This is a genomic window from Streptomyces sp. NPDC042201, from assembly GCF_055582185.1.
The window spans coordinates 159,310-175,758 of the sequence record NZ_JBVJDS010000004.1 but is presented as its reverse complement, the minus strand read 5'-3'; the positions used below and the strand labels follow the sequence as shown (position 1 = coordinate 175,758).

The 16,449-nt window shown below is 73.7% G+C and carries 1 protein-coding gene; it reads left to right on the top strand.

Features of this window, described 5'->3' with window-relative positions; genetic code table 11:
- The first annotated feature begins 22 nt into the window (after nt 1-22).
- Nucleotides 23-16,384 carry a type I polyketide synthase gene (locus tag ACZ6MZ_RS11345; RefSeq protein WP_469351237.1) on the top strand — a complete coding sequence of 5,454 codons (16,362 nt, stop codon included), beginning with the start codon at nt 23-25 and terminating at the stop codon, nt 16,382-16,384.
- Nucleotides 16,385-16,449: the final 65 nt, after the last annotated feature.

Genomic DNA, 16,449 nt, shown 5'->3' with positions numbered 1-16,449 from the left:
CGCGAGAGTGACGGAGCAGACGATGAATGCCCCCACCGAGAATGCCCCTACCGCGGGTGTCGTAGAAGCACTCCGCGCCGCGATGAAGGAGGCCGAGCGGCTCCGGCGGCAGAACCGCATGTTCGTCGCCGCGGCCAAGGAACCCATCGCCATCGTCGGAATGAGCTGCCGGTTCCCCGGCGAGGTCTACTCCCCGGAAGGCCTCTGGGACCTCGTCGCCTCAGGCACCGACGCCATCTCCGGATTCCCCACCGACCGGGGGTGGGACCTGGACGCGCTGCGCGACAGCTCCACCGACGAGCGCGACACCTCCGTCAGCCAGCAGGGCGGATTCCTCAGCTGCATCGCCGACTTCGATCCCGGCTTCTTCGGCATCTCGCCCCGCGAGGCGGCCACCATGGACCCCCAGCAGCGGCTGCTGCTGGAGACCACCTGGGAGGCCATCGAGCGGTCCGGTATCGACGCCACCCGGCTGCGGGGCACCCGTACCGGCGCGTTCATCGGCACCAACGGCCAGGACTACGCCTACCTGTTGGTCAGGTCGCTCGACGACGCGACCGGCGATGTCGGCACCGGCATCGCCGCCAGCGCGGTGTCCGGCCGGCTCTCGTACACGCTCGGTCTCGAAGGCCCCGCGATCACGGTCGACACCGCGTGCTCGTCCTCGCTGGTCGCCCTCCACCTGGCCGTGCAGTCGCTGCGCAACGGCGAATGCGGGCTGGCGCTCGCCGGCGGCGTCAATGTGATGTCCACCCCCGGCTCGCTGGTCGAGTTCAGCCGCCAGGGCGGTCTGGCACGCGACGGCCGGTGCAAGGCGTTCGCCGAGTCGGCCGACGGCACCGGCTGGTCCGAGGGCGCCGGCGTCCTGATGCTGGAGCGCCTGTCGGACGCCCAGCGCAACGGACACCCCGTCCTCGCCGTGGTCCGGGGCTCCGCGGTCAACCAGGACGGCGCCTCCAACGGCTTCACCGCGCCCAACGGCCCGTCACAGCAACGCGTCATCCGGCAGGCGCTCGCCAACGCGGGCCTCTCCCCGGCCGATGTCGACGCGGTGGAGGCGCACGGTACGGGCACCCCGCTGGGCGACCCCATCGAGGCGCAGAGCCTGCTCGCAGGCTACGGACAGGACCGCGAGCGGCCGCTGCTGCTCGGCTCGGTGAAGTCCAACATCGGGCACACCCAGGCCGCTTCCGGCGTCGCGGGCGTGATCAAGATGGTCATGGCGATGCGGCACGGCGTGGCGCCGAAGACCCTCCACGCGGACGAGCCGTCGTCGCACGTCGACTGGTCCGCGGGCAAGGTCGAGCTGCTCACCGAGGCGCGCGCGTGGCCGGACGCGGGCCGCCCGCGCCGTACGGGCGTCTCCTCGTTCGGGGTCAGCGGCACCAACGCGCACGTGATCATCGAGCAGGCCCCGGCCGCCGACGCCGCCCCCGCCGAGCGGGAGGAGACCGCCCCCGCCCAGGAGGCCACCGCCCTGCCGTGGGTCATCTCGGGACGGACCGCCGAAGCCCTGCGGGACCAGGCGACCGTTCTGCTGAGCCGGCTGGAGCGCGAGCCCGGCCTGCGCCCGGTGGATACGGCGCTGTCCCTGGCGACGTCCAGGGCGAGCATGGAGCACCGCCTCGCCGTCGTCGCGGACAGGACCGGCGAAGCGGGCCGCGAGGCACTGGAGGCATGGCTCAGGAACGGCGCGGCACCGGGCGCGGTCGACGGCGCGGTCGCCGGACGCACGAAGTACGCGGTGCTGTTCTCGGGCCAGGGCTCGCAGCGGCTGGGGATGGGCCGCGAGTTGTACGACAGGTTCCCGGTGTTCGCCGAGGCCCTCGATGCCGTACTGGCCCGGCTGGACGGTGAGTTGGACCGTCCGCTCAGGGACGTGATCTGGGGCGAGGACGCCGACCTGCTGAATGAGACCGGCTTCACCCAGCCGGCCTTGTTCGCCATTGAAGTGGCGCTGTTCCGGCTGTGGGAGTCGTGGGGCGTGGCCCCGGACTTCGTGGCCGGCCATTCGATCGGTGAGATCGCGGCGGCTCATGTGGCGGGGGTGTTCTCGCTGGAGGACGCGTCCCGTCTGGTCGTGGCCCGCGCGAAGTTGATGCAGGCACTGCCGTCCGGTGGTGCGATGGTCGCGGTGCGGGCGACGGAGGACGAGGTTCTCCCGCTGCTCTCCGCCGGTGTCTCGATCGCGGCGGTCAACGGTCCTTCGTCCGTGGTGATTTCCGGCGACGAGGACGCGGTCCTGGAGGTCGCGGCCCGGCTGGCGGAGCTGGGCCGTAAGACGAGCAGGCTGCGTGTCTCGCACGCCTTCCACTCCCCGCTGATGGACCCGATGCTGGACGAGTTCCGCACCGTCGCGGAGACCCTGACCTACGCCGAGCCGTCCGTGCCGGTGGTGTCGAACCTGACCGGCGGTCTGGCCTCGGACGGGGAGTTGTGCTCGGCGGAGTACTGGGTGCGGCATGTCCGGGAGGCCGTCCGGTTCGCGGACGGGGTGCGGACGCTGGGCGAGCAGGGTGTGACGACGTTCCTGGAGCTGGGCCCGGACGGCGTGCTCTCCGCCATGGCCCAGGAATCGGTCCCGAGCGGCGCCGTGACCGTACCGTCGCTCCGCAAGGACCGGCCCGAGGAGACCTCGGCCGTCACCGCACTGGCCCACCTGCATGTCCACGGTGTACGGGTGGACTGGCCGGCGTTCTTCGCCGGAACCGGCGCCCGGCAGGTCGATCTGCCGACCTACGCCTTCCAGCACGAGCGGTTCTGGCCGAAGGTGACCTTCCAGCCGGCCGAGGCGGCCGGTCTGGGCCTGACCTCCGCCAACCACCCGCTGCTCGGCGCGGCCATGTCCGTGGCGGGCTCCGACGAACTGCTGCTGACCGGCACGCTGTCGCTGGCCACCCACCCGTGGCTGGCCGACCATGTCGTCAGCGGGATGGTCTTCTTCCCCGGCACCGGATTCCTGGAGCTGGCGATCCGCGCCGCCGACCAGGCCGGCTGCGACCGGGTCGAGGAACTGATGCTGGCCGCCCCGCTCATCCTGCCCCGCACCGGCGCGGTCCAGGTCCAGATCTCCGTCGGCGGCGCCGACGACGACGGCCGCCGTGAACTGCGGTTCTACACGCGCCCGGCCGACGCGCCCGACGACGAGTGGACGCTGCACGCCTCCGGGCGGATCGGCGGCGGCGAGCGCCTGATCGACTTCGACGCGTCCGTATGGCCGCCCAAGGGCGCGACCGTGGTGGACGTGGAGGGTCTCTACGACCGCTACGCGAGCAACGGGCTGGAGTACGGTCCCGTCTTCCGCGGTCTGCGCGCGGTCTGGCGCCGGGGGGAGGAGATCTTCGCCGAGGTCGCGCTCGACCGTGACGTCAGCGACGCGGACTCCTACGGGGTGCACCCGGCGCTGTTCGACTCCGTCCTGCACAGCACGGTGTTCGCCAGCGCGGACGGCGACGACCGCAGCCTGCTGCCGTTCGCCTGGAACGGCGTGTCGCTGCACGCCTCCGGGGCGTCGACCCTGCGGGTCCGGGTGACCAGCAACGGCCAGGACGCGGTCCAGTTGGCCGCGGTCGACATGCGGGGTGAACCGGTGATCTCGGTGGAGTCGCTGGTCCTGCGGGCGGCCGGGCCCCAGCCGGCGGGCACGGCCCGCCGCGACGAGCTGAACTCGCTGTTCCGTGTCGACTGGGTGCCGGGAACGCCGGAGAAGGTGTCCGACGACACCACCTGGGTGGTGCTCGGCCAGGACGAGCTGGGCCTGACGGCCGCGCTCGGTTCGACAGCCGCGGTCCGGCTCCGTCCTCCGGTGGCCACGCTCGCGGAGCTGACCGGGCCGGCCGCCGGTGACGACGCGGCGGTGCCGCAGGTCGTGGTCGTCCCGCTCACGGGCGACAGCACGCGGGGCGCCGAGTCGGCGCACGAACTCGCCCGTCACGCGCTGGCGTTGGTGCAGGAGTGGCTGGCCGAGGACCGGTTCGCCAACTCACGGTTGGTGTTCGTCACCCGGGGCGCCGTCGAGGACGGCGCCGAGGACGTCTCCGATGTCGCCGCCGCCTCGGTATGGGGCCTCGTACGGTCCGCGCAGGCGGAGAACCCCGGCCGGTTCCTGCTGGTGGACGTGGACGCTTCGGCGGACTCGGCGGTCGTACTCCCCGGCCTGCCGGGGCTGGTGGACGCCGAAGAACCGCAGGCCGTGGTCCGCGCGGGCACGCTGCGGGTCGGCCGGCTCGCCCGGCTGGAGTCCGGTACGGGGCTGGTGCCGCCGGCCGGGGTGCCGTGGCGGCTGGGCAGCCGGGCCAAGGGCAGCCTGGACGGGCTGACCCTGGCGCCCTTCCCCGAGGTCCTCGAACCGCTGACCGGCCGCGATGTACGCATCGAGGTCCGCGCGGCCGGAGTGAACTTCCGTGATGTCCTCAACGCCCTGGGCATGTACCCCGGCGACGCCGGGCTGTTCGGCTCCGAGGCGGCTGGCGTGGTCGTCGAGACCGGGCCCGAGGCGACCGAACTGCGGGTCGGCGACCGGGTCACGGGCATGCTCTTCGGCGGCTTCGGCACCCATGTCGTGGGCGACGAACGCCGCATGACCCCCGTACCGGAGGGGTGGTCGTGGGAGACGGCGGCTTCGATGCCGCTGGTGTTCCTGACGGCCTATCACGCCCTGGTGGACCTCGGTGGGCTTCAGCGCGGTGAGAAGGTGCTGATTCATGCCGGCGCGGGTGGTGTGGGTATGGCGGCGATCCAGGTGGCGAACCATCTGGGCGCCGAGGTGTTCGCGACCGCGAGTGAGGGCAAGTGGGAGGTCCTGCGGTCGTTGGGTGTGGCGGACGATCACATCGCTTCGTCGCGTACGACAGATTTCGAGGCGGCGTTCGCCGGGGTCACGGACGGCCAGGGTGTCGATGTCGTACTGAACTCGCTGGCCGGTGAGTTCGTGGACGCGTCGCTGCGGCTGGTCGGGGCGGGCGGCCGCTTCCTGGAGATGGGCAAGACCGACGTCCGTGACGCGGCGGACCTGCCCGACGGCGTGAATTACCAGTCGTTCGACCTCGGTTGGGTGGACCCCGCCGGCATTCAGCGGATGCTGGGCGCGCTGATGGAGCTGTTCGACCGGGGTGTGCTGGAGCCGCTGCCGGTCCGTTCCTGGGATGTGCGCCGGGCGCGCGACGCCTTCCGGTTCATGAGCATGGCCAAGCATGTGGGCAAGATCGTGCTGAGCATGCCGCCCGTGTGGGATGCCCGTGGCACGGTTCTGATCACCGGCGGTACCGGCGGTCTGGGGGGCGTGCTGGCATGCCATCTGGTCGCCGAGCGCGGAGTACGGCGTCTACTGCTGACCAGCCGTCGCGGCATCGAGGCTCCGGGCGCGGCCGAGCTGGCCGCCGAGCTGAGGACGCAGGGCGCCGACGTATCGGTCGCCGCGTGCGATGTGGCCGACCGGGAAGCGCTGGCGGGGCTGTTGGCATCGGTGCCGTCCGGGCATCCGCTGACCGCCGTGGTGCATACGGCGGGCGTGCTGGACGACGGCGTCATCGGCTCGCTGACCCCCGAGCGGCTGGCCACGGTCCTGCGGCCGAAGGTCGACGCCGCCTGGAATCTGCACGAGCTGACCCGGGACCTCGACCTCGCCGCGTTCGTGGTGTATTCGTCGACGTCCGGCGTCATGGGCGGCCCCGGACAGGCCAACTACGCGGCGGGCAACGCGTTCCTCGACGCCCTCGCCGCCCACCGGCGCGCCCAGGGCCTGCCCGCGCTCTCGCTGGCCTGGGGCGCCTGGGAACAGGGCATCGGCATGACCAGCACCCTGGAGGACCACGACGTACGCCGGGTCAGCGGCTCCGGGATGCCGCTGCTGTCGGTGGAGCAGGGCCTCGCCCTGTTCGACGCCGCCACGGGCAGCGACGAGGCACTGGTCGTCCCGCTCGGCATCGGCGGCGGCGCGATCCCCTCGGCGGCCGGAGTCCCGGCCATCCTGCGCGGGCTCGTACGCACCGGCCGCCGCGCCGCGAAGAGCGGCGCCGCCGGCGTGTCCCGGGCGGGCCTCGTCGAGCGGCTGGCCGCGCTGGGCGAGAGCGAGCGCCCCCGCCTGCTGATCGATCTGGTCCGTACCGAAGCCGCCGTGGTGCTCGCGCACTCCTCGGCCGAGGCCATCGTCGCGGAACGGGAGTTCCGCCAGCTGGGCTTCGACTCGCTGACCGCCGTCGAGCTGCGCAACCGGCTGTCCTCGGCCACCGGTCTGACGCTGCCCGCCACCCTCATCTTCGACTACCCCACGCCCACTCGGCTCGCCGGATACCTGCTCGACGAGCTGGTGGGCGCGGACGACGTCGCGGCCGTCACCGCACGTGAGTCGGCCGACAGCGCCGATGCCACCGACGATCCGATCGCGATCGTCGGGATGAGCTGCCGCTTCCCCGGCGGAGTGGAGTCCCCCGAGGGCCTCTGGGACCTCGTCCTCTCCGGCGAGGACGCCATCTCCGGCTTCCCCACCGACCGTGGCTGGCAGGCCGACTCGACCATCGGCGCCACCGAGGGACAGGGCGGATTCCTGCGCGACGTGGCCGACTTCGACGCCGGGTTCTTCGGAATCTCGCCGCGCGAGGCCCTCGCCATGGACCCGCAGCAGCGCGTCCTGCTCGAAGTCTCCTGGGAGGCGGCCGAGCGCGCCGGAATCGACCCGGCGACCCTGCGTGGCAGCCGTACCGGCGTCTTCGTCGGCGTGAGCGGCCAGGACTACGTCGGCCTCGTCATGCGCTCGAAGGACGACATGGCGGGCCACGCGACCACCGGCCTCGCCGTGAGCGTCGTGTCGGGCCGGCTGGCGTACGCGCTCGGTCTGGAGGGCCCGGCGATGTCGGTCGACACCGCCTGCTCCTCCTCCCTGGTGTCACTGCACCTCGCCGCCCAGGCGCTGCGCAGCGGTGAGTGCTCGCTCGCCCTCGCGGGCGGTGTGACGGTGATGACCACCTCCGCGAACTTCGCCGGATTCTCCCGTATGGGCGGACTGGCCGGCGACGGGCGGTGCAAGGCGTTCTCCGACTCGGCGGACGGCACCGGATGGTCCGAGGGCGCGGCCGTACTGGTCATGGAGCGGCTGTCGGACGCCCGGCGCAACGGGCACAAGGTCCTTGCGGTCGTACGGGGCAGCGCGGTCAACCAGGACGGTGCCTCGAACGGTCTGACGGCGCCGAACGGCCCGGCCCAGCAGCGCGTCATCCGGCAGGCGCTGGCCAACGCGGGCCTGGCCCCGGCCGAGGTGGACGCGGTGGAGGCGCACGGTACCGGGACGCCGCTGGGCGACCCGATCGAAGCGCAGGCGCTTCTCGCGACGTACGGGCAGGACCGTGAGCTCGACCGGCCGCTGCTGCTGGGCTCCGTGAAGTCCAACATCGGCCACACACAGGCCGCCGCGGGCGCCGCCGGGCTGGTCAAGATGGTGATGGCGCTGCGGCACGGAACGCTGCCGCGGACACTGCATCTGACGGAGCCGTCGTCGCACGTCGACTGGACGGCCGGCGCCGTGGAGCTGCTGGCCGACAACACCGCGTGGCCGGAGACCGGGCGCGCGCGCCGGGCCGGCGTGTCGTCCTTCGGCATCAGCGGCACGAACGCGCACGTGGTCCTGGAGCAGTCCGACCCGGCGGATGACGCCGCGGACCGTTCGCCTGTCACGCCGGACGTGGTTCCCCGCGCCGTGCCCTGGCTCGTGTCGGCCAAGAATGAAGCGGCCCTGGACGGACAGATCAGCCGGATACGGGCCTTCGCGAGGCAGCACCCCGGGCACTCCCCGGTGGATGTCGGGTTCTCGCTGGCGACCGGCCGGTCGGCGTTCGAGCACCGCGCGGTGCTGCTGGCCACCGGCGAGGGCGTCGCGGACGTCGCCCGGGGCATGGCCACCGAGCGGACATCGGCGGTGCTGTTCTCCGGTCAGGGCAGTCAGCGGCTGGGGATGGGCCGCGAGTTGTACGAGCGCTTCCCCGTCTTCGCGAAGGCGCTGGACGCCGTACTGGCGCGGCTGGAAGGGGAGTTGGACCGTCCGCTCAGGGACGTCATCTGGGGCGACGACGCCGAGCTGCTGAACGAGACCGGCTTCACCCAGCCGGCTCTGTTCGCCATCGAGGTCGCTCTCTTCCGCCTGGTGGAGTCGTGGGGTGTCACCCCTGACTTCGTGGCCGGTCACTCGATCGGTGAGATCGCGGCGGCTCATGTGGCGGGGGTGTTCTCGCTGGAGGACGCGTCCCGCCTGGTCGTGGCCCGCGCGAAGTTGATGCAGGCGCTGCCGTCCGGCGGTGCGATGGTCGCGGTGCAGGCGACGGAGGACGAGGTTCTTCCGCTGCTCTCCGACCGTGTGTCGATCGCGGCGGTCAACGGCCCGACGTCGGTGGTGATTTCCGGTGACGAGGACGCGGTCCTGGAGGTCGCGGCCCGGCTGGCGGAGCTGGGCCGTAAGACGAGTCGGCTGCGCGTCTCGCACGCCTTCCACTCGCCGCTGATGCAGCCGATGCTGGACGAGTTCCGCACGGTGGCCGCCGGTCTGTCGTTCCAGGAGCCCGGCATCCCGCTGGTCTCCAACCTGACCGGCCGACTGGCGTCGGCCGAGGAGCTGTGCTCGGCGGAGTACTGGGTCCGCCATGTCCGGGAGGCCGTCCGGTTCGCCGACGGCGTACGGACCCTGGCCGATCAGGGCGTCGGTACGTTCCTGGAGCTGGGCCCGGACGGCGTGCTCTCCGCCATGGCGCGCGAGTCCCTGCCCGGCGACGCCGAGGTGGTTCCCGCGCTGCGCAAGGACCGCGACGAGGAAGCGGCGCTGATCACCGCGCTGGCGCGGCTGCATGTGGCCGGAGCCCCCGTCGACTGGACCGAGGTGTTCGCGGGAACCGGTGCCAGGCAGGTGGATCTGCCGACCTACGCCTTCCAGCGCGAGCGGTTCTGGCCCGAAGTGGTCGGCGCCGCGTCGGCGGACGGTACGGATCCGGTCGACGCGGAGTTCTGGGCTGCGGTGGAGCGGGCGGATCTGGAGTCCCTGTCGTCCAGCCTGGATGTGGACGGCGATTCCCTCGGGGCCGTACTGCCCGCCCTGTCGTCGTGGCGGACCCGGCGCAAGGCCCGGTCGGCCGTGGACGCGTGGCGCTACCGCGCGAGCTGGAAGCCGCTGAACGCCGACAGCTCCCAGGACACCCTGTCCGGGACCTGGCTGGTGCCGGTCCCGGCCGGAGGCGACGACGCCTGGGTGACGTCGCTGATCGCGGCGCTCGGCCCGGCCGCGGTGCGGGTGGACATCGGTGACACCGACCGTGACCGTACCGGCCTCGCCGGGCGGCTGTCCGAGGCGGCGGCTTCGAGCGGCGCGGACATCGCGGGTGTGGTGTCGCTGCTGGCCCTGGACGAGTCGTCAGGACCCGCCGGGGTGCCCGGTGGCCTGGTGTCCACCGCCGTGCTCGTACAGGCGCTCGCGGACGCGGGCCTCGCGGCCCCGCTCTGGGCGGTCACCCGGGGCGCGGTGTCGGTCGGCCGCTCAGAGCCGCTGGTCAGCCCGGGGCAGGCCGCCGTGTGGGGCCTCGGCCGCGTCGCCGCGCTCGAACACCCCCGCCTCTGGGGCGGGCTGGCCGATCTCCCCGAGGAGCTGGACGACCGGTCCGTACGGCGGTTCGTCTCCGTGCTGGCGGGCCGGAGCGACGAGGACCAGGTCGCTGTCCGCGCGTCGGGCGTGTTCGGCCGGCGGATGGTGCCCGCGCCCACCGCGGAGACCGTGGGGGAGCGCGAGGGACGGTGGGAGCCGTCGGGCACCGTGCTCATCACCGGCGGTACCGGCGCGCTCGGCGCGCGGGTGGCCCGCCGGCTGGCGAGCGAGGGCGCCCGCCATCTCGTACTGCTGAGCCGCCGTGGCCCGGACGCCCCCGGCGCGCGGGAGCTGCACGCGGAGCTGACGGACCTCGGCGTACAGGTCACCCTCACCGCCTGCGACGCGGCCGACCGGGAGCAGCTGGAGCGAGTGCTCGCAGCGGTCCCGGAGGACTGCCCGTTGACCGCCGTGGTGCATACGGCGGGTGTGCTGGACGACGGCGTGCTGGCCGGTCTGACGCCCGAGCGGTTCGAGACGGTGTTCCGGCCGAAGGTCGCCTCGGCCCTGCTGCTCGACGAACTGACCCGTGAGCTGGATCTTTCGGTGTTCGCGCTGTTCTCGTCGGTGGCCGGCGCGGTGGGCAACCCCGGCCAGGCCAACTACGCGGCGGCGAACGCGGTGCTCGACGCACTGGCCGAGCGGCGGCGGTCGCTGGGGCTCCCCGCGACCTCCATCGCCTGGGGCGCGTGGGGCGGCGGCGGCATGGCCCGGCAGGCCGGGATCGACGACACCGCCGGCGCACCGTCGGGCGCGGTCGGCCATGAGCAGCCGCCGGGTCTGCTCGACCCCGAGCTGGCGCTCTCCGCGCTGTCCCGGGTGGTGCGGGAGCCGGAACCGACCGCGGTCCTCGCCGATCTTCAGCAGCCGCGTCTCCTCCAAGCCCTGCTGAGCCTGCGGCCCAGTCCGCTGCTGGCCGACCTGCCCGAGGCCCGGCGCGCGCTGACGACGGCGCGGGAGGCACGGCAGGAGAGCGAGTCGGCGGCCTCCGGGCTGCGGGAGCGGCTGTACGGAGCGTCGGAGGGCGAGCGCACCGCCGTGCTGCTGGCCGCCGTCCGTACCCAGGCCGCCGCGGTGCTCGGACACGCCGGCGCCGAGGCCATCAGGGGCGAGAAGGCGTTCCGTGACCTCGGCTTCGACTCGCTGACCGCGGTGGAACTGAGCAACCGGCTCTCGCGGCTCACCGGTCTGGCGCTGCCCGCCAGCCTGGTGTTCGACTACCCCACCCCGCAGGCGCTCGCCGGCCATCTGATCGCCGAGCTGCTCGGCGAGCGGACCGGCCTCGACGCCCCCGCCCTCACCCCTGTCCTTACCCCCGGCGTCGCGGACTCCGACGACCCGATCGTGATCGTCGGCATGGCGTGCCGGTTCCCCGGCGGGGTGCGCTCGCCCGAGGATCTGTGGCAGCTCCTGGCCGACGGCCGGGACGGGATCGTCGAGTTCCCCACCGACCGGGGCTGGAACCTCGATGTCCTGGCCGGTGACGGCCAGGGCCGCAGCGCGACGCGGGAGGGCGGATTCCTTTACGAGGCCGCCGACTTCGACCCCGGCTTCTTCGGGATCTCGCCGCGTGAGGCCCTCGCCATGGACCCGCAGCAGCGCTTGCTGCTGGAGGTGGGCTGGGAGGCCTTCGAGCGGACCGGCACCGACCCGGCCTCGCTGCGCGGCAGCCGGACCGGTGTGTTCGTCGGCACCAACGGCCAGGACTACGCCAACCTGATCCTCCGGGCCAGCGAGGACGTGGAGGCCCACGCCGGCACCGGTCTCGCCGCGAGCGTCATCTCCGGCAGGCTCTCCTACGCCTTCGGCTTCGAGGGCCCCGCGGTCACGGTGGACACCGCCTGCTCCTCCTCCCTGGTGGCGCTGCACTGGGCCGCCCAGGCGCTGCGCGGCGGTGAGTGCTCCATGGCGCTGGTCGGCGGGGTCACCGTGATGACGACCGCCACGAGCTTCGCCGGGTTCACCCGGCAGGGCGGTCTCGCCCCGGACGGGCGCTGCAAGGCGTTCTCCGACTCGGCCGACGGCACCGGATGGTCGGAAGGCGTCGGCGTGGTCGTCGCCGAGCGGCTGTCGGACGCCCGGCGCAACGGTCACGAGATCCTGGCCGTCCTGCGCGGGTCGGCCATCAACCAGGACGGCGCGTCGAACGGTCTGACCGCCCCGAACGGCCCCTCCCAGCAGCGGGTGATCCGCCAGGCACTCGCCAGCGGCGGTCTGACGCCCGCGGATGTGGACGCCGTCGAGGCACACGGCACCGGCACCACGCTCGGCGACCCCATCGAGGCGCAGGCTCTGCTCGCGACGTACGGGCGTGACCGCGACCCGGAGCGGCCGCTGCTGCTCGGGTCCGTGAAATCGAACCTCGGCCACACCCAGGCGGCCGCCGGCGTCGCGGGCGTGATGAAAATGATCCTGGCGCTCCGCAACGGCCGGCTGCCGCGGACGCTGAACGTGAGCGAGCCCTCGACCCGGGTCGACTGGTCGGCGGGGGCGGTGGAGCTGCTCACCCAGCAGGTGGAGTGGCCGGACGTCGACCGCCCCAGGCGTGCCGGGGTGTCGTCCTTCGGCATCAGCGGCACCAACGCGCATGTGATTCTGGAGCAGGGCCCGCCGGCCGAGGACACGGCCGAGCGGCCGTCGGCCCCCGCCGTGACGCCGACGGCGGTGCCGTGGCTCGTATCGGCCACCAGCGAAGCCGCGTTGGACGGGCAGCTGGAGCGGCTGCGGTCCTTCGTGGCCGAGCGCCCCGGGCTGTCCCCGGTCGACATCGGGTTCTCGCTCGCCACGGGCCGCTCGGTGTTCGAGCACCGAGCCGTGCTGACGCATTCCGGCGAGGGAGTGGCGGAGGTCGCCAGGGGAGTGGACGCGCGGCGGCCCGCCGCGGTGCTGTTCTCCGGTCAGGGGTCGCAGCGGCTGGGGATGGGCCGGGAGCTGTACGAGCGCTTCCCGGTCTTCGCCGACGCGCTGGACGCCGTACTGGCGCGGATGGACGGGGAGTTGGACCGTCCGCTGCGCGAGGTGATCTGGGGCGACGACGCCGATCTGCTGAACCGGACCGCGTTCACCCAGCCGGCCCTGTTCGCGATCGAGGTGGCGCTGTTCCGGCTGGTGGAGTCGTGGGGTGTGACGCCGGACTTCGTGGCCGGTCACTCGATCGGCGAGATCACCGCCGCGCAGGTGGCGGGGGTGTTCTCGCTGGCGGACGCCTGCCGTCTGGTGGCGGCCAGGGCCCGGCTGATGGAGGCGCTGCCCACGGGCGGGGCCATGATCGCGGTGCAGGCCACCGAGGACGAGGTCGCCCCGCTGCTGTCCGACCGGGTGTCCGTCGCCGCGGTCAACGGACCCACCTCCGTCGTCCTCTCCGGCGACGAGGAGCAAGTGAGGACGGCCGCGGACCTCCTGGCGGCCGAGGGACGCAGGACGTCACGGCTCTCGGTCAGCCACGCGTTCCACTCGCCGCTGATGGACCCGATGCTGGACGAGTTCCGCGCCGTCGCGCGGCGGCTGGCCTTCCAGGCGCCCCGTATTCCCGTGGTGTCGAATCTGACCGGCCGGCTCGCGTCCGCCGAGGAGCTGTGCTCCGCCGAGTACTGGGTACGGCATGTCCGCGAGGCGGTCCGCTTCGCCGACGGGGTGCGGACCCTCGCAGAGCAGGGCGTCGGTACGTTCCTGGAGCTGGGCCCGGACGGGGTGCTGGCCGCCCTGGCCCGCCCCTGCGTGCCGGCCGAGGCCGTGGTGGTGCCGTTCCTGCGCAAGGGCCGCTCCGAGGAACTGACCGCCGTCACCGCGCTGGCCCGGGTGCACGCGAACGGGGTGACGGCCGACTGGGCCGGGATCTTCGCCGGCACGGGCGCGCGCCGGGTGGAGCTGCCGACCTACGCGTTCCAGCGTGAGCGCTACTGGCCTTCGGTGTCGGTGGCCGCGGGAGACGCCTCGGGGCTCGGCCTGGTGGCCGCGGGGCATCCACTGCTGGGCGCGGCGATGACGGTCGCCGGGTCGGACGAGACGGTGCTGACCGGCCGGCTGTCGGTCCAGTCGCACCCCTGGCTGGCCGGCCATCAGGTGCTCGGCAGGACCGTGCTGCCGACGGCGGCCTTCGCCGAGCTGGCCGTACGGGCCGGTGACGAGGTCGGCTGTGACCGGGTCGAGGAACTGTCCGTCGCGGCGGGTCTGGTCGTGCCCGAGCAGGGCGCGGTGCGCGTACAGGTGCGGGTGGGAGCCGCCGACGAGGCGGGCCGCCGCGCGCTGCACGTACACGCGCGTCCCGACGCCGCGGCGGACCTGCCGTGGACCCTGCACGCCACTGGAGTACTGGCCGCCGGTGACCGTAGGCCGGAGGCCGAGTTCGACACCGCGGTATGGCCGCCGGCCGGCGCAGAAGCCGTACGCCTGGACCTGGACTTGGACCCGGACGTGGACCCGGACCTGGATCTGGACGGTGCCGCCGAGCGGCTCGGTCTCCGGGCGGCCTGGCGGCGGGACGGCGAGGTGTTCGCCGAGGTGGAGCTCGCCGAAGAGGCCCGTACGCACGGGGCCTTCGCGATCCATCCGGCGCTGCTGACCGCCGCCGTCCGCGCGGCCGGCCTGCTGGACACCGACGGCGCGGCCGCCGGAGCGGAGCCGTCCGAGTGGCACGGACTGACGCTGCACGCCGCGGCCGCCACGACGCTGCGCGTACGGCTCACCCCGGCCGGCGAGGACACCGTGTCGCTGGCGGCGGTCGACGAGGAGGGCGCGCCGGTGATCTCGGTGCGCTCCCTGACCCTGCGCCCGGTCACCGAGGCGCAGACCGCCACGGCCGCCGACGAGGACGCCTCGCTGTTCGGCGTCGAGTGGGTGCCCGCGCCGGTGTCTCCCGCGTCCCCCGCCGGCATCCGGTGGGCGGTCGTCGCCACGGACGCGGCGGGGCCGTCCGGCGCGCTGGAATCGATGGGCGGCCTGTCCGCCGTAAGGGCCGGCTCGCTGGCGGAACTCCTCGACGCCGAGGGCCCGGTGCCGGACGTCGTGCTGGCCCCGGCCATCCGGGACCTGACCGGCGCACCCGAGCCGGTCCCCGGGGCCGTACGGACCGTGACGACCGCTGTCCTGGACCTGCTGCGGGAGTGGACGGCCGATCAGCGGACCGCCGGATCGCGGCTGGTCCTCGTCACCCGGGGCGCGGTCTCGGCCGGTGACAAGGACGTACCGGACCTGGCCGCCGCCCCGGCGTGGGGTCTGGTGCGCTCCGCGCAGTCGGAGAACCCCGGCAGCTTCCTGCTCCTCGACCTGGACGACACGGACGCCCTGCCGGCCGCTCTCCCCGCCCTGCCGGGACTGCTGGACGCCGGTGAGACACAGGCGGCGCTGCGCGGCGGCGAGATACGGGTGGCCCGGCTGGCCCGGCTGCCGGAACGCGCCCCGGCGGCCCGGAACGCGGCCCGTTCGTGGGACCGCGACGGTACGGTCCTGATCACCGGCGGTACCGGCGGCCTGGGCGGTGAGCTGGCGCGGCACCTGGTGGCCGGACACGGCGTCAAGCACCTGCTCCTCGTCGGCCGGCGCGGACCGGACGCGCCGGGCGCGGCGGACCTGCGGGCGGAACTGACCGCCCGGGGCGCCGAGGTGACCGTCGCCGCCTGCGACGTCGCCGACCGTACGGCGCTGGACGCGCTGCTGGCGGCCGTACCGGCCGAGCACCCGCTGACCGCCGTCGTACACACCGCCGGGGTGCTGGCCGATGCCACGATCGGCTCGCTGACGCCCGGACTGCTCGACCGGGTGCTGCGGCCGAAGGCGGACGCCGCCTGGCATCTGCACGAGGCGACCCGCGACCTGGACCTGGCGGGCTTCGTCCTGTACTCCTCGGTCGCCGGTATCACCGGCGGCCCCGGCCAGGGCAACTACGCCGCCGCCAACACGTTCCTGGACGCACTGGCCCGTCACCGCGCGGGCCTCGGCCTGCCGGCCCTGTCGCTGGCCTGGGGCCCGTGGGCCCGCAGCGGCGGCATGACCAGCGGTCTCAGCGACACCGACATGGAGCGGATGTCCCGCTCGGGCATGCCTCCGCTGCCGGTGGACCAGGGCCTCGCCCTGTTCGACGCCGCGACCGTACGCGACGAAGCCCTGGCCGTTCCGGTACGGATCGCCGCCGGAGCGGGCGCCGCGACGCCGCGCGACCCGGGCGAGGTCCCGGCGATCCTGCGGGGGCTGCTGCGGACCCGGCGCCGCACGGCCGCCGCCGCACGCGACGGCGCCACCGGTCTCGCCCAGCGCCTCGCGGGGCTGGGGGAGGAGGAGCGCGAGCTGCTCCTCGTGGACCTGGTGCGGGCCGAGACCGCCGCCGTACTGGGGCACACCACCCCGGACGCGATCCCGGCCGACCGCGACTTCAGCCGGCTGGGCTTCGACTCCCTGATGGCGGTGGAGCTGCGGACGCGGCTGACCGCGACAGCGGGGGTGCGGCTCTCCGCCACCCTCGTGTTCGACCATCCCACGCCGGTCGCCGTCGCCCGGCATCTCGCGTCCGCGCTGCTGGGCGAGGCCGCACCGGCCGCGAGCCCGTCCCCGCTGGCCGAACTCGACCGGCTGGAGGCGGCGCTCGCCGCGGGCGTGCTGGACGAGGTCACCAGGTCCGGGGTCGCGGGACGGCTGCGGCACCTGCTCGCGAGGTGGGACGGATCCGACCCCGAGAACGACGAAAACGCCACTACGGAACGGATCGAGGCTGCGAGTGCCGATGAGGTCCTCGCCTTCATCGACAACGAGCTCGGCCGGTCGGCGGATTCCTGACCGACGGACTCCTGACCGACGTACCGACGGTCGAACTCCCTTCGCGCTCGAAACATCTGAGGAAG